Consider the following 19,341-nt stretch of genomic DNA (forward strand, 5'->3'; position numbering starts at 1 on the left):
CGGGGTCAGACCCTTGGCCGCTGATATTACAGGTTGCCGACGGCGGCGGCGCCCAAGGCGATTTGGTAGACGATCTGGCTTACGTTGGTCCAGAGTTCGAGCTGGTTCAGGCGGTCTACGTCGATCGGCATGATGATGGTGTCGCCGGGTTCGAGTTGCTGGCTTCTGCCGCCGAACCAGCGGCTGCGCTGGGGCAGGGTTACGGAGCCGTCGGCTTTTACTACGTAGACTCGGCTTTCGTCTGCCTGGCGGGTGGGGCCGCCGGAGCGTTCGAGGTAGTCATCCACGGTTAGGCCGGCCTGGTGCAGGTGGCTGGTGGGGAATTGTACTTCGCCGAATACGGAGACGGACTGCGGGATGGTGGGTATGGTCAGGCGGTCGCCGTCTTGCAGGCGGATGGCCTGGTAGTTTTCGTTTTCCAGTACCGCAGCCAGATCTATGACCATTCGGCCGACTGGGCGGCTGTTTTGTACTTCTTCCAGCAAGCCTTGTACTTGCTGTACCCGCTCGGCGTTTTGGCCGCCGAAGCTGTCGCCTTGCAGCTGTACGCCAAGCAAGTCACCTTGCAGGCGTTCTTCGGCTTCGCGCAGGCGCTGGGCTTCCAGTTGGCGGAGTTTTTCACGGGTGAATACGGCGCCGCGGGGGAAGGCGTTGCTAGTTACGCCCCCTGCCCTTTGCAGTACGTCTTTCAGGGTTTCGCCATCGCGGAAGGTGTATTCGCCGGGGTAACGCACTTCACCGGCCAGGGTGATGGTGCGAGTTTTGGCGAAGTCCGGGATGGACTTGATCAGGATGGTGTCGCGGCTTTGCAGGCTGAGGTCTGCGTTGCCGGCCATGGCGTCTGCCAGGTTCACGTTGAGAATGTTGGTCTGGCCGATGCCATCGTCATCGGTGGTGTAACGGGCCACTTCGGCTTGATACAGAGAGGCGGAGTCTTTCAACCCGCCAGCAACAAATACGGCATCCGCGAGGCTGCGGGTGGCAGGCATGGGGTATTCGCCGGGGTAGCGCACTGGGCCACTGATGCGGATGGTCTGTTGGGGGCTACCGGGCCGGGCCTGGGCTTTCAGGCGCTGGAGAACCGGTGCGAACAGGCGTTCCCGAGTGAAGTTCTCCGGGCCCTGTTCTGACGCGCCTTTCTCAGCGGTAGCTAAAGCCCCGTTCTCGCGCTCATTTTCTGGTTTCTGCTGCAGGTCCACTTTGCCTGCGTCGGAAAACAGGAAAAGGCGGTCTCGCTCTTCCAGCTCCAGGTCGTGCTCGCCGCCCGGGTTTCGTGCCGCTACTCTGAGACGGAGGTTAAGCACGGAAATGGTGTCGTCTTTGGGGTTGGTACGAACCACAGCTGCGTATTGCTTGTCTGCGACCGGGAGCAGATCGGCATCCAGGTTGCGGATTATGGAACTCACGCGCATGCCCGGCATCCAGGCGAATTTACCAGCACGGGTGGCTGCGCCTTTTACTTCCACATATTGGCCGGTGATGTCTGAGATAGACGGTATGCGAACACGGTCGCCGGCTTGTACGCGGGCATTCTGGCCCTGCTGGGCGGTGTAGTCTGCCTCAGCGATGATGCGCAGGAAGTCCCGGTTGGTTCGCTCGATGTTAACTCGCTGGGGATAGGCTTGCGGGGTTAGGCCGCCGGCCATACGCACCAGGTCCGCCAGGGTGTTGTCGCCTTTGAGCTCGTACAGGGCCGGGCGGTAAACCTCACCCTCTATACCGGCGCGTTTGCCCACGGGCGGGATGAAGATGACATCGCCCGGTTGCAGACGGTTGTCTGCGCTGCTGTCGCCTTTCAGGAGCAGGTCGTACAGGTCCAGGGTGCCTACCAGTTTGCCGTTGCGCTTGTGTTGTACGTTGCGCAGGGAGCCGTTTTGCTTTACCCCGCCGGAGACATAGAGGGCGTTGGTGATGGTAGACAGGGAGCTGACGGTGTAGGAGCCGGGGTTGCGGGCTTCACCCAGAACGAACACCCGCATGCTGCGCAGTTCGCCCAGTGTAATGGAGGCTTCTACGCCGATGTACTGTTCAGATACCCGCTTGCGGATTTGTTGGCGGGCTTCGTCGAAGCTCAGGCCTGCCACGGTGACCGGGCCGGAATCCGGGAAGCTGATGGTGCCATCGCGGCTGATGGGCAGTTCCAGGTTCTGGTTCTGGTTGCCCCACATTTGTATGCGCAGCACGTCGCCCGGGCCCAGGGTGTAATCGGAGGGTACGGGGATTTCGGTTACTGGCGCGAAGGTGGTGGGGCTGCCGGCGAAGAGGTCGTAGCCGTAGGGCTTGAGGCCACCGTTTTTGGTGGTTTGTTTGTCTTCCTGTTCTCTTTGTTCTCGAGCCCGGTCGCGTTCTTCATCAGTGATGGTGGTTACCGGCTCTACTACGTTGACCTGTTCCGGACGCTGGGTGGTGCGTTGGGCGCCGGTAAGACTGCCAAGATCCACACCATATTGACGTGCCAATGCTTCTTGTTGAGCCTGGGGTAGACGCTTGAATTGCTCAATCTGGGCTTGGCTGGGAGCCTGGGCACCAGCCGCCAAAGGGAACAGTATCGCGAGTGCCAGTAACAGCTTTTTCAAATTCACTTGGGCTGATTCCATTTGTTTGTGTGCAAAGTCGATCAAAAGCGGTAAGTCCAGCTTGCTGCAGCAGACCACTGGTCTTGTTCACCGCCTAGCAGCCGGATTTTTTTATCTGTGGCTTGAACATTCAGGCTCAACCAACCGTTCATGAATTCTGTTCCATAACCTGCGCTGGCTATAACAGCTTTTTGCGCACCATCCGGCACAAAGTAGGCAATCTTGTTATCAGGCTGAACAACTCGATTTCCGCCGTCTTTGTTCAGGTTGGCGTGGCTGAGTGAGAAGCTGAGGTCGCTGCCATTATTCATGAAATGAAACAACCCTAGTGTGAGGGTTTCCGAATCGCCATCAAATGTTGGAGCCATGTTTCTACCCAAATACTGGTAACCCGTTCTGTATCGGTAATGACTGTAGGCGTAGTTGGGTATACTGTCCCCGATAAGATCGTCTGCAAGTGTAATGGCATACTCGACAAACCATTGCTGGTTGGCATCTAGAAATTGGGTAGTCCAGTCGGATCCGAATAACCAGGATTTCCGGGAGGGCATATACCCTGCCTCATCTTCCCCCATCATTTCCATATATAGGCTCATGGTTTGACCGCCAACTGGAAAGCCATAACGGATATCGATCGCCCCCAGTTGATTGCCTGGGTCTGAACCATCAATAGAATTATCGTCCCCAATAAAGGCATCCCAAAACGTGGAAAGGCTATTGGAAAAGCCTTCCCCACCAAACATGATGGCCCTGGAGAAGCCTATATCAAGCCCAGGCAAGGGCCTCAAAGCCAAACGCATTCCAACCAGTTGCGTATCGGGAACGACACGCTCCTTTTCCATCTGCCCCGCAAAGACGGTGAGATTCCAGGGGCCAATCCAGCTAAGCCAAGGGTGCTCTGGTGCGGCTGTATCGGCTCGGTTCACGAACACCGCTGGCATTGGTCTGGCATTTGTAGAGAGGAGCAAAGACGATTGCCAACCTGGCCCCCACCAGCGATCAATGGCACCAACCCCGACCACCCAGTTTCCAACAACGCCAGCCACATAGGAGCCGTCTGCACGGAAATCCTTATCATCTGACGGGTTGGCGGCGTATTGAGGCGATAATCCCATGGCCAGGTATTCACCTTGCCACTGAACCGTCAGGGCTACCTCACCCTCTTCCCTCGGTTTTTGTTGGAAACCTCTCACAAAACCAGGCTCAGAAGTGCCCCCAACCATGATTTCTGAGCGGAACCCGGAGCGCCCCTGTTCTGTTCGTTCGAAACGCAAATAGGCATTTTGGGAACCGGTAGCGGGAAGGTCGCTGGAAACGCCAGTCGTTATCCCACTATCTATGTCATTCCACATAATCGGCCAGGTCGTTACACCCCGCTCGTAATGGCCACGATCTGCCAGTTTCTGAACGGCGTGCCTGGCTCTCAAATCGCCCGGTTCAAGCCATGGTGCGGCATTCAGTGCCGATGACGCTAAAAGCGCAGGTACAAAGACGGTTAAACGACGGTTCCGAAGGGATTTCATTAAAATTTTTCCGCTTGTGCTCAATAGATATTCTTAGACAGCAGCGTAAATGGTGTTTTGAGCAGGATTTTGATATCCAACCAAAGACTCCAGTGGTTGATGTACTCCAGGTCTAACTCCACTCGTTTTTGCATTTTATCGATCGTATCGGTTTCACCACGATAGCCGCTGATCTGGGCAAGCCCGGTAATGCCGGGTTTAATACGATGACGGGCCATGTAAGCAAGAATCTTATCTGAGTAGTAGTCATTATGAGCTACAGCATGCGGACGTGGGCCAACTAAAGACATGTCTCCGCGTAAGACGTTGAATAGTTGAGGCAATTCATCGAGAGATGAACGGCGAAGAAAGCGCCCAACTCCGGTTACTCTCGGGTCTTCCTTCTGCGCCTGTTTAACCTGAGCATCATTGTGAACCTTCATCGAACGAAATTTCAGGACGTTAATAATATTTCCGTTCCAACCATGGCGCTTTTGCTTGAAGAGGATCGGGCCTGGGGAGGAAATTCTAACCGCCATTGCGCAAGCCAAAAGAACCGGGCTGGCCAGAACGATGCCAAGCAAGGCAACCGTTCGGTCCATGAACGATTTCATCAACGCACTGCCTGGATACGAGGTTAGAGGGCTCTCATTAAGGTGTATAGCCGCAAGCCCTCCAAGATTGTGGATACTGTGATTGAGCAGTTTCAGGTTTGCGAAGTCAGGTACCCATATGACGTCGACATTGGCGTCCAGCAAATCTACATACAGCCCTTCTATCTGATCAGTTTCCCTGGCGGGAAGCGCTATGTAGACCCGATCTACCTTATTCTCCTGAAGCAAGGCGCGCAGCTGGCTTACCACGCCCAAAGTCGGGAAGTAGGTTGTTTGCGCCAAATCAGAATCCTGATCTTCGTCAAGCGCAACAATACCAAGCATTTGTTCTTTGCGCTCATATCGAAGCTTGGTGGCCAGATTGAATGCCAGTTGGCCAGAACCAATGACAATCGAAGCCGTTGACGCACTCAGCTTATCTTCAAACTTTCTCGCGAGTCTATGCAGTGACAGGTACGCGACAGCCTGAAAGGCAAAACCACCACTTATCCACTGAAGAACCACTTCTCGTGAATATACTTCCGTCGTTTTGGTGACGAATCCAATAAAAATCAGCGTTCCAGTCAGAGTCGCCCACACTGCCGCCAATCGGGCAATTCCTACCAAATAGCCATTGCGGGTGCTGTACAAACGGAACAAGGCACAAAGCGGCACCGCAAGAAGCGCAGAAATAACAGCCAGGATCCGGTACGCGGAGGAAACGTCACCGGACTTATCCAACGTAAGTGCCACCAGCAATCCCACCTGGATAACAGTAGCAATAAACCATTGCCCCCAGAATATTAACTGGACGGGCGCACTCGCCATTGGGGCGAGAGGGTATTCGTGGCGCGGTTTACTGAGTTTCACACCGGCGATGGATTGAGCGTTAAATTTTGGGCGAGACAGATCGTTCATCTATATCCAAACGCTGACGTTGGTGGCTCTGGCTGAGAGAAGTGCACGGTCAAACACGCTACCGCCCCACCGACCAGGGCCCAGTGTTTTGAGGTCATAGGATTTTGTTTTCTTGAGACAAGGATATAACGAAATAAGCGGGAGGAAAGTTCCTAACGCGATCCTTGTCAGGTTGTTTATGGTGTGTTTCAGAAGTGTGACGATTCTACGGGATGCTGGATTACACGCAAGTGACAAAAAGGCTGACTGAGTATTTTGTGGACAGATTTGGGGGTTAAAGTTTGTCAAATATTTGGGAACGCAAGTAACTTGGTCACATTTTCGGCAAGGGTCTGTCCTAGGGGTCTGTCCCCGCATGGGGACTGACCCATTTTGGACCCATGGGCTCTAGTTTGGTGGCAGGGACGGGCAAAGGGGGTCAGCCCCCATGCGGGGACAGACCCTTGGGACAGACCCATAAAAACCAAAAAAAAGCCCGCGGCAGTGGCGGGCAAACAGAACAAGCGACTTCAGTCTCGGTCAGGTCGGCAACACGCTTTACGGAGTACAGCTTTGCAGCGTTCCGAGACTGAGCGAACCAAAGCGTTCGGAGGAGGACTACGATTGGGGCCGGAAACCCCGCTTTAGTTCGCATTTATTATGCTATACGATGCTTTTGCGTTTTTCATCCTTTTCTGTGGATTTTTATGGAATAACGTCAGCGGTTTCTATTTCAGTCGAGCGATTGGCCAAGCCGCCTGCTGACGTCTGCCATTTACGCCATAACCCTGGCCTGTTCTGCACCTGTATAGTCAGAATACGCAACCTCATTCGATAACAAGAAGGTGTGTCATGCCGGAATGCGCGGTTTCTGAGCTCGGTAAGATTGATTCTGCAACACGGATTCGGGATGTCATCCGGTCTGTGGGGTTTGACCTGGTATTTCAGCCCAAGGTGGCGTTCAGCCATGGCAAGCTGGGCGGTATTGAGGTGCTGGTGCGGTGGCCAGAGGTGGTGTCTGGCCGGCAGGCGCCGGATCAGTTTGTGCCCCTGGCGGAGCAGCATGGGCTGGCCCCGATGCTGGACCTTCACGTTCTGGAGCGAACGCTTCGAACCTGGCGTTCCTGGTCTGCCCTTACCCGCCTTTGCTGGAGCCCTTTCCCTATTTCGGTGAATGTCTCTGCCATGAGCGTTCAGGATGAAGACTTCCTGCGCTCGGTTACCTGGCTGCTGGCCGAATCACCCCGGCCCAAGCTGATGTTCGAGCTGACCGAAACCGCGCCTTTCCATAACCCGTTGGCAGCGGCACAAACCCTGGAAGCGCTCTCAGGCCACGGTATTCAGGTATCGCTGGATGATTTCTGCACCGGCTTCAACAACCACGAACGCCTGGACACGTTGCCGGTGGCGGAACTGAAGATCGACCGGGAAGATACCGCCAAACTCGACACGGTTGCCGGCATTCGCCATGTGGGCCAGATGATTGAGCAGGCCAAGGCCGCAGGGCTGACGGTAACGGCGGAAGGTATCGAATGCCGGGACCAATGGAAGACGCTGCGCACCCTGGGTTGCGATTACGGCCAGGGCTACTGGCTGTGCCCGCCCCTGAGTGCTTCAGATGCGGTGGAGTTCGTGCAGGGCTACACCCCCAGCCGGTTGCTGACGGCCACCAACGAGGAACACAGCGCCTTCGAGGCCGTTGATCTTGCCCCGGGACTTGTCCATAATTTGCCAAAATGAATTAAGCATGAATTAGTCCATTCGATTAGTTTAATGTAAGAAAACCGATAACAGACCAACACATCCAACAATTACAACAAGAGGCAGCCCATGACAAAGGCCTTGATCCATCGCTTACGTGAACGTAGCGCCCAGGCGCTGGGTGCATTCTCCGCTGGCAAAACGGTTCTGCTTGCCGGCGCCGCCCTTACCCTGGCCGGCTGCTCGGCCAACCCGGTATACACCACCACGGGCATTGTGCTCTCCAATTACGCGGAGGGCGAAGCCACTCCCTATGTGCTGGAAATGAAAGACCCGGAGATGGCCTGTGCACTGGGGTTGTCACTGGACCCGCTGGTGTATTCCTTCTCCCGCGTGACTTCCCCACCCGACACCACCGGCTCTTTGCTGATGCTGCTGGCGGCGAACTGTTCTGAATACAACGCCATGGAGGCGGAGATCACGTACCTTCGCGCTAACCACGAGGGCAATGTGAACGAAGCGCGGGATGCCCGGGAGCGGGTCAAGCGGCTGAACGCGGAAATTGCCCACCGCCGCCTGCTGGCGTTTGAACGTGCCATGGCGGCCTATAAGTTTGACCCGGGTGCCGAGCCCCTGGAGTGCCCGTTCCTGTTTGATGATCAGGATGAACTGACCTTCCTGATGGGCCTGGTCACCGGGCTGCAAGCCATCGTGAACGATGCCAACTCCGGCGCCATGGCGGGCATTCCGCGCAACATTGCCCCACAAGCCGAGCGGGCCGTGCGCTGTGTCGAGAATGACAAGTGGGGCGGCGTGCCCAATGCGGTGCGGGCCCTCGTTTGGCTGTTGCTGCCGGATACCCGCCCACCGATGTCCCCAGACCCATGGCAGGTACTGGAACACAGTCGGGAGCTGGGCTTTGATCGCGGCTTCCGGGTAGCCAGTGCATTGGAAGTGGTGGCAGCGGAAACCTTTGGCCGGCCGGATGTGCTGGAAGAAGCCATCCGGGCAGCCGCCGATGCGGAATCGGATATGGAGGTGTCTTCAGCCTACCAGTTGCTGGACAGCGTCGCGCACCGGGTGTTGCTGCATTCTTCGGATAAGCACTGGGCTGCCAACTATGGCTACCGAACACCGTCCAACTCATTTGGTAGCCTATCGCCGGTATCGTCCAACCGGTCAACCCAAACAATGGATCTGGACGACCTCCTATAAGGTCGCCCCTGACTGAAAACAAAGACAATGTCTGACGGGAGTAATAACCATGCGTAAGTTTATCGGAGCCCTGGCACTCACTTGTGCCGCCCCGCTGGCCTCGGCCAACACCATGTCTGTTTGCGTGTTCGATGTCATCGGTGCCAACGGCGATGTGTTCAACGTGATGAAGGATTATGCCCTGGAGATGCGTTCTCTGGGGGTTAACCTGCAACTGAAGCCCTATACCGATGAAGGCGTGGCGGTGGGCGATTTCAACGCCGGCCAGTGTGATGCGGTGGCCGCCACAGACCTGCGAACCCGGCCGTTCAACAAGTTTACCGGCTCGATCAGTGCCGTGGGTGCCCTGCCCACCTACGACAACCTGGAAACCCTGCTGGCTACCCTGGCTCAGCCCCGGGCAGCAGATTTGATGAAGAGCGACGGCTACGAGGTGCTGGGTATTTTCCCGGTGGGTGCCGGTTACCTGTTTGTGAATGACCGCTCCATCAACACCGCTGGCGCCCTGGCGGGCAAGCGGATGGCCACCCTGGACTACCAGAAAGACGCCATCCACATGGTGAACTACGTGAAGGCCACCGTGGTGCCATCCGACATCACCAATTTTGCCGGTAAGTTCAACAACGGCTCCGTAGACACCGCCTACGCGCCGGCCTTCGCCTATGAAGCACTGGAACTGTACAAAGGTATTGAGCCAGATGGCGGCGTGGTGGACTATCCGCTGGCGCAGTTGACGGTACAACTGATTGCCCGTGAGGGCGTGGTAGATGGCGACACCGCCCAGAAGGCCCGGGAAGCGGCCTGGGACATGTACCCGCAGGTGATGAACCTGATCAAAAGCCAGGAAGCGGCCATTCCGGATGAAAAATGGATCAAGATCCCCGATCAGGACATTGTGGGTTATCAGGAAATGTTCCGGGAGAACCGCCTGGAGATGCGGGATGGCGTAAACCGTGCCCCATCTGTCTACGACCCGCGCATGCTTAAACTGATGGCGAACATTCGCTGCTCAAGCAATCCGGGTGCGGCTGAGTGTACGGCGGATAATCGGGAATAAACTTTTGGGGTCAGACCCCAGGACATTTGATGAGGTGAAATGTCCGGGGGTCTGACCCCAATTTGGTTTACGAGGTGGTTTTGGCGCGTTGGCTGGTGGTGGCGGTTTTGGTTTCGCCCTGATCGCGTTTGATCAATTGCTCTGCGCTGATATCTGACAAGGCCAGTGAGCCGTGGCATACCGCGGCTACCTGACGGCTGAATTCCTGGGTCATGTAACGTTCAGACGTTTGCGCCTCGGCTTCACCAGAGCGTGCCCTGAGCTCACGACCACTGAGTAGCTGTACGGTCATTCCGTTCTCTGCCATGGCTCGGACGGCGTTTAGGTAGGCGTTCTGGTATTCCTGGCGCATGATGTTCTCCACTGTCTCAAATTAACCATTTGAGTTGCGTTGATTCTTTCAATAAATACATACGTCCTTTCTGTATTATCAGCTTAGTATATTAGCCTACTTTGGCTAATTCGCTGACCATTGTCACATAATCCTCATAATACTTTACAGGAGTAATCCACTCCCGTCGTATCAGACCTTCGTCTGAGGCTATGTCATCGCGCAGGCAGGAGATCAGGATGTAGCCGTAGGTTTTGTAGAAGGCTTTGATTTCATGACCCTGATGCACATCCGCAGATGACTGCCAGTCGGCATAGACCACGTATTCTTCGCCATCCAGCTCGAACGAGACCATCTGGGGCGAGGCCTTGCCAAAGGATTCGTTCAGGAATACGGCATTATTGGGCGCACCGCCGGAAGCCGGCAGGCCATAGAGGAACCAGATCACGTTGGCGACATCACCGCTCTGATCTCTCTGGATTGCGACTGTTCCGTCCAGAACAATAGCCATAGCTTCTCCTTGTGTTACAACTCTTCGCGCCGTTGAATAGCTTCCAGGTACTCGTCCATCTCAGCCTGATCACCAAACACGGTGAGGTCCGGCATGATTTTGACGATTTCGAACACCTTTTTCACCCCTTTGCTCATCTGGCTGACACTTACCTGCCCCTTTCGGGCTTTCATCAGTTTCAGGGTTTTGAAGATGACCCGCAAACCGGCGGAGCTGATAAAGCTGACACCGGCCATGTTGAAGGCCACCAGCCGGGTGGTTGGGGTGATGGCTTCCGCCAGGCGTTCGTCCAGCTGCGGTGCGGTGTCGCTGTCCAGCGAGCCTTGAAGCTCAAAGCTCAACGCCTCATCCGAGGTGTACTGCTCGATAATGGTCAAAGGCATGGGTCGTCTTCCCTGGGCAATGTGGTGTCGAGTGCTACCGTGAGCTTGTTGGTGCCATTCTCGTAGCGATAGTTCATCTCGTCGCTCAGTTGCGACATGATGGCCAACCCCAAACCACCGATGGGGCGGGCCTCCACAGGCTGTTCGCCAGGAGGGTTCGAGTGCGTTGGGTCGAACCCCGGGCCAGCGTATTCAAATTCCAGTTTTACCTTGCCATCATCACACACTACCTCAAGAAACCACTGACAGCTGTCAATTTTTGTAGCGACATGCTCTTTAATATTGGCATGAAATTCATCAATGATGGTGTAGCAGTCACTCACCCTGTCGTTATCCAGGCAATGCTCGCCGTAGTGATCACGAACTTTTTGCAGGATGCTTGCTATCGTCTCTGTGGACTGGATGGATAGTGCCATGATGTTGGATTGTCAGTAAGGTAATGTCATCGGATTGGGGCGCGCCACCAGCGAAAGACAACAGCTGCTCTCGCATGTAACCAAGCAGCCCCTCGCTTTGGTTTATAGCCCGGTAGCCCAGGTTCAGCAAACGCTCTTCGCCAAATTCCTGCCCTTCTTTGTCGAAGGCTTCGGTGACGCCGTCGCTGTACAGGGTAATACTTTGGTCCGGCTGTATTCTGGCACTCTGTACCGTGTAGTCCACGTCTTCATACACGCCAAAAGGTGCTGCAGGGTTCCCCTCCATGAGTTTGGGTGTGGATTTACCATCCACAAACATGGGGGCATTGTGGCCGGCGTTCAGCCATTGTACTTCGCCGGAACTGAGCTCCAACACCCCGAGTACCATGGTGACGAACATGCAGGCGTCGTTAGCCCGGCACAGTTCGTTGTTGAGGGCGTGGGCCATGCCGGCCAGGTCGCCGTCCATGGAGCGGGCCAGGTAATTCAGCAGGCTGACGGTCCTGGCCATGAACAGGGCCGCCGGAGCGCCTTTGTCTGAGACATCGCCCACGGCAATCAGCAGTTTGCCACTGGGCAGGCGGATAAGCTCATATAAGTCCCCGCCCACGGCCCGAGCCGGTTGCAGCCAGGCTTCGATGGTCCAGTTGCGATACTGCTCTCGCAGTTGGCCACCACCGGGCACCATGGACATCTGGATGGAACGGGCCACCGAGAGCTCGCCTTCCAGCTTTTTCCGTGCCCGCTGCTCACTTTCCATATCGCTGGCCATGGAGAGCACCAGGCGGCGGTTGAGCAACACGGTGCGCACCATGGAGCCGATCACCTGCAGGTGATCAATGGTGGCCTGGGGGATGTACATATAGCGGGACTGCACCGCCAGGAAGCCTATAAATCCGCTTTCGTTGAGCTCGTCTGTCAGGGCCGTCAGAAGGATCGGCTTTGGCTCGTCGGTCAACCGAATCCGGTTGTAGATGGTGTCTTGTGGCGTGAGGTATTCGGCTGCGGTTTCGGCCAGCATTTCTCCCACGATGGTCATGGGAATCGGTTGCGCCGAGTTGTTGCGGGTCTCCGAAGCCCCGGAGGCTGACGTATTCTGTTGCACCGTAGCCAGGCACGAAAAATCCTGATCATCTTCGTTGCGCTCCCACAGGGATAAGGCACCGAGTTCGTACTGGGTGACGATGCGGTGCAGCAGGTAACGAAGATTGGGCTCGAATTCCTCACCGCTGGGCAGGTTGACCAGGTCCACCCCAAGCTGGCGAATAAAGCGTTCGCTGGATGCCGCAGCCTCCAGTGTTCTCTGCCACTGCTTGCGCTCGATGGCCAGGCCGGTGAGCGACACGATGGAGGCCAGGTCTTCCAGTTGCTGTTCGTCCGGGTTGCTGGGTTGCTGGCTGAATATGGTTACTACGCCCAGCAACTGATCTTTTTGGCCGACCACGGGCTCAGACCAGGACGCCTGTAAACCCAGATCTGCCACCACCTTGGTGTAGCCCTGCCATCGGTGGTCATCCATGATGGATTCACACACTGTGCGGTTGCGGGTGTAGGCAGCGGTACCGATGGAGGTACTGCCATAGCGAGCGGGAATGGCCGGCAGTGTTTCCCGGAAGTCTTTGGCGAGGCCGCTGTTGCCCACCGGTGTGAGGGTGTCACGCTGCTGGTCGTAACGGGTAATCAGGCACCGGGTATTTTGCAGGCGGATCTCCGCCAGCTTGCATAGGCTGTCGGCCAGGTTTTCCATGGGCGCACTGCTGTTGATGCCGGTAAGAATACGATTGCGCAGTTTGTCCGCCGCCTGGTTCATCTTGTAGGCGTGGATGTTGTTGGCACTGAGCGTACGCGCCGGGCGGCCCTCGAAAACGGTATTGCTGATGTAGCAGTCCATCCAGATGCCTTGTTGCCCCTCTGTGCTGAACAGCCATTCCTGGCGCAGGAATCCGGAAGTCTTGAGCTGGCTGATCCACCTTTCAAAATCCAACAGGGAATAAGGTTTGGTCTGCCAGGCATCCGGGCGCATGAGCACGGTGTCAGACAGCTCTTCAACGGAGTCGCAGCCGAACAGATCCAGGGCGTGGCGGTTGGCGAACAGGAGCGTTAGCGTGATGCGATCGAACACCATGATCACCGAAGAGCCTTGGTCCAGCATGGCCCGGGTGTCTGACATGGAGGAGCGCAGCCGCCGCTGGGCGTCTTCCTTTTCGTTGGCAAGCTGATGCTCTTGCCGCTGAAAGCGGTTGCGGGTGCGCAGATGCCATGCGGCAAGGGCAAGCAATGAAAGACCCAGCAAAGCGACCAGAATTGTCTCTGGTTGCAGTAACCGCTCTGGCCAGGCCGTGCCCTCAAACATCTCTACAGCTCTTTGGTTGCTGGGGGTTATTCTTCAAAGACTACATTCTCTACCAGCTGGGAGCCAGTTTGTTCGGCGCCCAGTACCCGTAAGTGCATGCCACCGAGGTCTGCGCCCAGTGCGGAGAGTAGTGGGGAGACGAGGGTGGTGACGACTTCCTCCAACACCACAGAGAGGAGGCTTGTGAGTGGGCTTACCAGTCCACCGATTAACGTGTCGATCACATTCTGTTCATTACTGGAAGTCGAGCCACTGCATTTGAGCAAAGAAACGTTGTTCACTTCTACATTAATGCTGTCGAGGCCGCCTGTGGATTTAATCTCCCCGATTTCACACACTCCGCCGGGACAAGAGAGGTTGTAGGGGGCCAAGGTTTCGTATTTGGCGCTGGAACCTATATCCACATCCGCGTCTGCGCTGAGACAGACTTCCATATCCACCAGTGTAACCACTCCGAGAAACTTCGCTTCTACATCCAATATTGGTGCGTAAATCGGCTCTGGCACTATCTGTCCATTTGCCGGGTTCAGTGCACCGGACTCGGCACTAACTGCCCCTCCTTCTACTCGAAAATCGAAACGGGTGGTGTTGCTGTCGCCCTTGGCACAATCCGCACCCTCAAAAAAGGCCTCACCACCGCCGACTTTGACAACAAGGGGAATTCGAATGCCACCGTCATCATCCGTTAAGAGTTTGACGTCCAGTGATCCTAGCGTGAGCACGTTCAATAAGGTGGTCACCGTGCCAATCAAACCGGAGCTGAGATCCACCTCTATCCGGGCATCCAGGCCAATATCGGCGGCTGACACCTTCGTCATCCACTGGCCATCACTATCTTGCCGTGCAGGGCCAATAACGATCTTCGGAGGCTCATTCACCCACAAACCCAATGCCACATCCACATCCGCAAGCAGGCTTTCGGAACCTACAAGACTGTTCAGCAACGCTGAATCTGAGGTATCCAGGTCCAGCGACAGCAAACCACTGCCAGCCTGATTTGAAGCTCGAACGCTGTTCATAACCAAACTGATCACGAAATCGTAGACCGGAACGGTCGTCTGCTGCGGAGGTGGCGGTTCTGCCAAAACTTCAAAGATTGCCGATGCGTTCAGGCCGCTGAGACCAAGGGCACCTGTCAGGTCATCCACCACCCGGCCAGCCGGAGTAACTGTGCCACCGGCAAGCGTGACCACGGCGTCCAGCACATCCAGCAACGGCTCGTCGACCAGATCGGTCAGGTTGTCCACGCCTAATGCAGCCAGCAAGTCACCGAGCCCGATCAACGTATTTTCAAGACTGCTGAGGTCAGTAGCATTCAGACTATAGCCAGGCATACCCAACAAGCTGCCAATCAACATGCCCAGCAGGCCGTCCTCCACCGTGGCGGTTGAACCGGCGGCACTCAGGGTGGCGTAGACTTCCTTACGAGCGACAGCATCGGCGGAAACGGTGATGGGCGGGAACAGGGCCTGTGGCAGCAGGAAAGAGATTGGCTCCGTGCGGGTATAACGCACATGGGTGGCGTTGGTCTGGGCCATTTCTGTGGTCGGGTTTCGGCTGGCGAAGCGCATGGGGCTGGTGGCGGTTTCACCGGGGCGGAGCACACCCGGGAGAATTTCCAGATCGCTCGCCTCGCCGTCAAAGCCTGCCGCTTGCGCCGCCAGCAGGGCGCGCTGCTGCATGGCATTCCAGGTAACGTCTGTGCCACCACAGGCCTGGGCTTCATCGGCTGCAGCGGTGGCCGCGGAGTTCACCACAGACTGCATTTGTGACTGCATCATCAGCAGTCGGGAGCCGTCGATCAGCAGGGTCACGAAGATGAACACCAATGCCAGTAGCAACGGTGTTGCAAAAATCAGTACGCCCTGCTGCCGACTCTTATTCATCGCGGGTAGACTCACCTATGCGTTGCGGTATCGGTTGCTGGAAGGACTCTTTGAGTCTTTCCAGGGTCTGGATAACGACCGGTTCGCTCAGCTCACCGCCCCTGGCAGGCTGTTCAGATTGGGCTTCCAGAATCCGGGAAACCGTTGAGTCCGATTGTTGCGCAAAAGAGAGGCCGGCCAATTGGCTCGCCTGACGTTTGCCTGCGGCAATGTGTTCTTCGGTCAGGCCGATTTGCCGCTGCAACTGTTTGATCGCCGCATCGCCACCGTTCAGGTAATAGGCGGCAATCAGATTCTGCCGGGTAGATCGCCTGCCCCGCGACAGCTCGTAGGCGGTGCGCAATTCAAACGCCGCGCGGTCGTAGCGGCCGGCGCGCATCAGGGCGTAGCCCAGGTCGTTACGGATATCGGCATTGGCCGGTGCCTGGGATTTGGCCTTGGTCAGCAAATCGATCGCTTCAAGGGTGTTGTCTTTTTTCACCTGTACCACACCCAGGCCATGCAGTGCCTGGTAGGAATTGCATTCGTCCACGATGGCCCGGAACACTTCCTCGGAATAATCCAGCTGGTCTACCTGCCCCAGTAGCTGAGCCCAGCGCAGCCAATGGGCCTGGGTGTCGAACGACAGCCCTTCCAGCCTGGCCAGTGCTGCATAGTATTGGCGGTCTTCCATGGCGGCATCGATGGCGTCCAGCTCTACCCGGTGCTCGGGCTGCGCCACCTCAGAGCAGTTGATCAGGTAAACCCCGTTATCCAGCGAACCGCTCGTTTTGGCTGGCCCGGTGCTGCCTGTACCTGTGGTGGCCATGGAGGAACAACCCGCCAACGCCAGGCCCAAACCTATAACGCCCAGCTTCGCTGCCATTCCTTGCCATTTGCCTGATGTGTTTACTACCCGCATGGTCAGAGTTCACCTTTTGTTGTCACGGTTATGCGCTATCGCTGGAATGCATCAAGTATCGACAGTACCGCCGGCCCGCCGATTAACATGAACAGAGACGGCAGCATGAAGATCATCATGATGATAGTCATTCGGGCGCCGATCTTGTTGGTTTCTTCTTTCAGTTTGCTGCGTTCTTCGTGCTGGGCTTCTTCCACTATCTGGTCCAGCCCGCCGGCTACCTTGGAGCCCAGGGTGCCGGACTGTTTCATCAGGGCCACGTAATGGCGCAACACGGTGAGGTTTCGGTTTCGTCCCAGTTCGTCCAGGGCGGCGGTGCGGTCTGCCCCGCTTTCCATCACCCGGTTGAACCGGTCAATGCGGTGAATCAGCCGGGGCATAAGATCCCGGGCCTGATGGGAGATCAGTTTCAGGGAGCGCTCGGGGCTGAGGCCGGCCTCCAGCAGCATTCGGGTCATGTGGCAGAGCTCGATGGCTTCGCGGTTCTGCAGTTTTTCGGCGTCTTCACCGGCACTGCGGGCAAAACGCCTGGGCAGGTAGAAGGCTGCCAGCAATACCAGGGCGGCCATGACGAACTCCAGCCACCAGAAGGCGGCAACGGCAACGCCAAATGGCACCAGCCAACACCAGAACAGATAATGTTGACGAGACTGGAGCGGTGTTTTGCCGGTGGCGTCCAGGGCCGGTTCCAGTTCCCGGAAATCCGATGCAAAGAGCTTCCGGTCTACCAGCCACATCAAAAATTCGCTGTAGGGAGATTCCGCCTGGCCGGAGTCCATGGCAATTCGCTCACGGCGTAAACGGGCGCTCACCCGGGCTTTTAGGGCCCAGCGCGGTGCCCCGTAAACACCGGCAATCACCGCTAATACCGCCAGCACGGCGGCCAGAATCAGGGCAAGATCAGCCACGGCCCACCCCCCTGATCAGGTTCCAGATCATCACTATACCCAGTAGCTGCAGGCCGCCAGACACCATTAACAGGGTTTGCCCCACCTCCGAGTGCAGCAGTTTCTCGGAGAACTGCTCGTTCAGCACCACCATGTACACCGCCAGGCCCGGCGGCATGATGGCGAAGACAATGGCGGTAAACCGGGTTTCCGCCGTGGCAGCCATGAACTCCCGGCGCAGCTCCTGCTGGGAACGAATGGCCTTGGCCACTTCAAACAGCACGGGTTTAACCGAAGAACCAAACCGAGAGGAGGTTCTCAGGGCAATGGCGATCTGGGTAAAGGCAGGAATCTGGTAGAAGCTGGCGAAGGCATCCAGTACCAGTGTGTAATCCCGGCCCTGGCTGACGGCGTTTTTAAGCCGGAACACCATGGGGTCGAACACCGGGGAGGCATCGCTGAAGGCGTTGACGATACTCTGTTCCACGGAGCGGCCAACGGAAATGGAGCGCAGCATGCCATCGAGAATGCCGGGCAGTTCTTCAAAAATCTGCCGGCGTTGGCGCTCGAATTTTACCCGCCAGGTGGTCACCAGGGCAGTGATCACAAAAAACAGGGATACCAGCACTTCAACAAGCCCCTGCAAGATAAATACGGCCACCAGTGTTGCCAGTAAAAGGATCGCCTGCAGCAGGATTCTGGCACTGGATACGCGGAAACCCGCCCGTAGCAGCACGCTTTGCAGTGGCCCGAGATCAATCACCGATGGTTTTTGCTCCACCGGCACCTCCGGTGCCAGGCGCCGGGCCGTGCGTTTTTTGATGTCATCGGCGGCCAGCAGGCGGCTCAGGGTGAGCTGCAGCATGATCACCAGCACCGCGGCCACACCGGCCAGCAGGCACAGCAGCCAGGTCAGCTGGGTATTCACGGGGCAACCCCGGTATCTTCCGGCGCCAGCCAGTCCAGTTCGCTGGAGCGGTACAGGGTTTCCATGCGGTAGGGGTCGTCTTTGGTGGGGCGCAGGGCAACCACTTCGCTCACCAGACGGCGGCCGTTGGGCAGGCGGGTGAGCTGAACCACCACATCCAGGGAGGAGCCAATCAACCGGGCGATGGCCCGTTCGCCGGCGTCGTAGCCGTTCACCGCCAGCAGGGTTTCGATACGAATCAGCGCATCTTTGGCGGAGTTGGAGTGGATGGTACTCATGGAGCCTTCGTGGCCGGTGTTCATGGCCTGCAGCAGTTCGATGATTTCTCCGGAGCGAACCTCGCCCACAATTACTCGGTCTGGCCGCATCCGCAGGGCGTTGACGATGAGATCCCGTGCGGTGACGCGGCCGGTGCCTTCGGTGTTGGCGGGGCGGGTTTCCAGGCGCACGATGTGCGGATGGTTCAGCTGCAGCTCGGCGGAATCCTCAATGGTGACGATGCGCTCGTCTTTGGGAATGAATTCGCTGAGCAGGTTCAGGATGGTGGTTTTACCGGTGCCGGTACCGCCGCTGACCAGCAGGTTGCGGCGGGATTCCACAATACCCGCCAGCAGGTCCAGACATTCACGAGTCATGGAGCCCATATTGACCAGCTGGTTGGCGGTCAGATGTTTGCTGGAGAACTTTCGGATGGACATGGACGGCCCATCCAGGGCGATAGGCGGAATGATGGCATTTACCCGGGAGCCGTCCGGCAGGCGGGCATCCACCATGGGGCTGCTTTCGTCCAGCCGGCGCCCGAGGGGGGCCAGAATGCGGCGAATGATGCGCAGCACGTGGTCATCATCAATAAACCGAACCTGCACTTTTTGCAGCACGCCGGCAATTTCCACGAACACACTGCGGGCGCCGTTGATCAGGATGTCATTCACCTGGTCATCCGCTAGCAGCGGCTCCAGCGGACCAAAGCCCACGACTTCGTCCACCATTTCCCGCACCAGCATGGTCTGGTCGGCCATGGCCAGGGGGATGCGGTTGACGGACACGTACTGGTCTACCGTGGACTGGATGAACCGGTGAAGCTGCTGGGCGTCTATCCGTTCAACTTCGATACCCTCTTCGTCGAGGCGTTCCACCACATGGGTGTGAACGTTCTTTTTCAGGTTCTGGTAATCGTCGTCAATACGGGTCGCCATAATCCGCC

Annotated in this window: 16 protein-coding genes; 3 read left to right on the forward strand and 13 right to left on the reverse strand. The window is 56.9% G+C overall.

The genetic code is table 11. The features are described 5' to 3' along the window. Positions 1 to 26 precede the first annotated feature (26 nt). Genes RVM24_RS09745 through RVM24_RS09755 form a run of 3 tightly spaced genes read right to left on the reverse strand, consistent with a single transcriptional unit; the run spans position 27 to position 5,499 of the window. Positions 27 to 2,582, reverse strand: a complete 2,556-nt coding sequence (locus RVM24_RS09745; RefSeq protein WP_431475324.1) for an SLBB domain-containing protein — start codon at positions 2,580 to 2,582, stop codon at positions 27 to 29. Positions 2,583 to 2,617: 35 nt separating this feature from the next. Beyond that, on the reverse strand, positions 2,618 to 4,099 hold the full coding sequence (locus tag RVM24_RS09750; protein WP_431475325.1) for a capsule assembly Wzi family protein: 1,482 nt from the start codon (positions 4,097 to 4,099) through the stop codon (positions 2,618 to 2,620). 20 nt (positions 4,100 to 4,119) lie between these two features. After that, positions 4,120 to 5,499 (reverse strand): undecaprenyl-phosphate glucose phosphotransferase, encoded by a 1,380-nt coding sequence (locus RVM24_RS09755; protein WP_431475399.1) that lies wholly within the window; start codon positions 5,497 to 5,499, stop codon positions 4,120 to 4,122. Between the two features lie 921 nt (positions 5,500 to 6,420). Between RVM24_RS09755 and RVM24_RS09760 the strand changes: the two genes are divergently transcribed. The 3 genes from RVM24_RS09760 (at position 6,421) to RVM24_RS09770 (ending at position 9,541) form a co-directional block, all read left to right on the forward strand. Continuing rightward, a complete protein-coding gene (locus RVM24_RS09760; protein WP_058089945.1) occupies positions 6,421 to 7,308 on the forward strand; it encodes an EAL domain-containing protein in 888 nt (295 codons plus the stop codon). 90 nt (positions 7,309 to 7,398) lie between these two features. Then, positions 7,399 to 8,484: a hypothetical protein gene (locus tag RVM24_RS09765; RefSeq protein ID WP_227513260.1), complete on the forward strand. Its 1,086-nt coding sequence runs from the start codon at positions 7,399 to 7,401 to the stop codon at positions 8,482 to 8,484. Positions 8,485 to 8,533: 49 nt separating this feature from the next. Continuing rightward, positions 8,534 to 9,541, forward strand: a complete 1,008-nt coding sequence (locus RVM24_RS09770) for a putative solute-binding protein (protein WP_058089944.1) — start codon at positions 8,534 to 8,536, stop codon at positions 9,539 to 9,541. Between the two features lie 67 nt (positions 9,542 to 9,608). On the opposite strand, the gene RVM24_RS09775 is transcribed toward RVM24_RS09770, so the two are convergent. From RVM24_RS09775 to RVM24_RS09820, 10 genes are all read right to left on the reverse strand, one after another. Continuing rightward, the gene (locus RVM24_RS09775; RefSeq protein WP_106695081.1) at positions 9,609 to 9,893 is read right to left on the reverse strand and encodes a hypothetical protein; all 285 of its coding nucleotides are present in this window, start codon (positions 9,891 to 9,893) and stop codon (positions 9,609 to 9,611) included. Positions 9,894 to 9,984: 91 nt separating this feature from the next. Beyond that, positions 9,985 to 10,383 (reverse strand): hypothetical protein, encoded by a 399-nt coding sequence (locus RVM24_RS09780; RefSeq protein WP_106695080.1) that lies wholly within the window; start codon positions 10,381 to 10,383, stop codon positions 9,985 to 9,987. 14 nt (positions 10,384 to 10,397) lie between these two features. After that, positions 10,398 to 10,766 (reverse strand): STAS domain-containing protein, encoded by a 369-nt coding sequence (locus RVM24_RS09785; protein ID WP_058089941.1) that lies wholly within the window; start codon positions 10,764 to 10,766, stop codon positions 10,398 to 10,400. Beyond that, positions 10,757 to 11,182 (reverse strand): ATP-binding protein, encoded by a 426-nt coding sequence (locus RVM24_RS09790; protein WP_431475326.1) that lies wholly within the window; start codon positions 11,180 to 11,182, stop codon positions 10,757 to 10,759. The genes RVM24_RS09785 and RVM24_RS09790 overlap by 10 nt, the downstream gene beginning before the upstream one ends. Beyond that, positions 11,124 to 13,535 (reverse strand): GAF domain-containing SpoIIE family protein phosphatase, encoded by a 2,412-nt coding sequence (locus RVM24_RS09795; protein ID WP_230714468.1) that lies wholly within the window; start codon positions 13,533 to 13,535, stop codon positions 11,124 to 11,126. The genes RVM24_RS09790 and RVM24_RS09795 overlap by 59 nt, the downstream gene beginning before the upstream one ends. Before the next feature lie 26 nt (positions 13,536 to 13,561). Then, positions 13,562 to 15,421 (reverse strand): pilus assembly protein TadG-related protein, encoded by a 1,860-nt coding sequence (locus RVM24_RS09800; protein WP_374814344.1) that lies wholly within the window; start codon positions 15,419 to 15,421, stop codon positions 13,562 to 13,564. Continuing rightward, on the reverse strand, positions 15,414 to 16,286 hold the full coding sequence (locus RVM24_RS09805) for a tetratricopeptide repeat protein (protein ID WP_431475327.1): 873 nt from the start codon (positions 16,284 to 16,286) through the stop codon (positions 15,414 to 15,416). Before RVM24_RS09805 ends, RVM24_RS09800 begins: the two co-directional genes overlap by 8 nt. Positions 16,287 to 16,357: 71 nt before the next feature. Further along, a complete protein-coding gene (locus RVM24_RS09810; RefSeq protein WP_431475328.1) occupies positions 16,358 to 17,230 on the reverse strand; it encodes a type II secretion system F family protein in 873 nt (290 codons plus the stop codon). Next, a complete protein-coding gene (locus RVM24_RS09815; protein WP_431475329.1) occupies positions 17,223 to 18,137 on the reverse strand; it encodes a type II secretion system F family protein in 915 nt (304 codons plus the stop codon). The genes RVM24_RS09810 and RVM24_RS09815 overlap by 8 nt, the downstream gene beginning before the upstream one ends. Continuing rightward, on the reverse strand, positions 18,134 to 19,333 hold the full coding sequence (locus tag RVM24_RS09820; RefSeq protein WP_106695073.1) for a CpaF family protein: 1,200 nt from the start codon (positions 19,331 to 19,333) through the stop codon (positions 18,134 to 18,136). The genes RVM24_RS09815 and RVM24_RS09820 overlap by 4 nt, the downstream gene beginning before the upstream one ends. Between the last annotated feature and the right edge of the window lie 8 nt (positions 19,334 to 19,341).

This window comes from Marinobacter sp. KM021, assembly GCF_050707965.1.
Lineage (GTDB): Bacteria > Pseudomonadota > Gammaproteobacteria > Pseudomonadales > Oleiphilaceae > Marinobacter > Marinobacter shengliensis.

What these genes read in the sequence shown, in the direction of transcription:
- RVM24_RS09765 (WP_227513260.1), top strand. Translation starts at nt 7,399, where the DNA reads ATGACAAAGGCCTTGATCCATCGCTTACGTGAACGTAGCGCCCAGGCG.
- RVM24_RS09805 (WP_431475327.1), bottom strand. Translation starts at nt 16,286, where the DNA reads ATGGCAGCGAAGCTGGGCGTTATAGGTTTGGGCCTGGCGTTGGCGGGT.
- RVM24_RS09800 (WP_374814344.1), bottom strand. Translation starts at nt 15,421, where the DNA reads ATGAATAAGAGTCGGCAGCAGGGCGTACTGATTTTTGCAACACCGTTG.
- RVM24_RS09770 (WP_058089944.1), top strand. Translation starts at nt 8,534, where the DNA reads ATGCGTAAGTTTATCGGAGCCCTGGCACTCACTTGTGCCGCCCCGCTG.
- RVM24_RS09820 (WP_106695073.1), bottom strand. Translation starts at nt 19,333, where the DNA reads ATGGCGACCCGTATTGACGACGATTACCAGAACCTGAAAAAGAACGTT.
- RVM24_RS09750 (WP_431475325.1), bottom strand. Translation starts at nt 4,099, where the DNA reads ATGAAATCCCTTCGGAACCGTCGTTTAACCGTCTTTGTACCTGCGCTT.
- RVM24_RS09775 (WP_106695081.1), bottom strand. Translation starts at nt 9,893, where the DNA reads ATGCGCCAGGAATACCAGAACGCCTACCTAAACGCCGTCCGAGCCATG.
- RVM24_RS09785 (WP_058089941.1), bottom strand. Translation starts at nt 10,766, where the DNA reads ATGCCTTTGACCATTATCGAGCAGTACACCTCGGATGAGGCGTTGAGC.
- RVM24_RS09755 (WP_431475399.1), bottom strand. Translation starts at nt 5,499, where the DNA reads ATGGCGAGTGCGCCCGTCCAGTTAATATTCTGGGGGCAATGGTTTATT.
- RVM24_RS09760 (WP_058089945.1), top strand. Translation starts at nt 6,421, where the DNA reads ATGCCGGAATGCGCGGTTTCTGAGCTCGGTAAGATTGATTCTGCAACA.
- RVM24_RS09780 (WP_106695080.1), bottom strand. Translation starts at nt 10,383, where the DNA reads ATGGCTATTGTTCTGGACGGAACAGTCGCAATCCAGAGAGATCAGAGC.
- RVM24_RS09795 (WP_230714468.1), bottom strand. Translation starts at nt 13,535, where the DNA reads ATGTTTGAGGGCACGGCCTGGCCAGAGCGGTTACTGCAACCAGAGACA.
- RVM24_RS09790 (WP_431475326.1), bottom strand. Translation starts at nt 11,182, where the DNA reads ATGGCACTATCCATCCAGTCCACAGAGACGATAGCAAGCATCCTGCAA.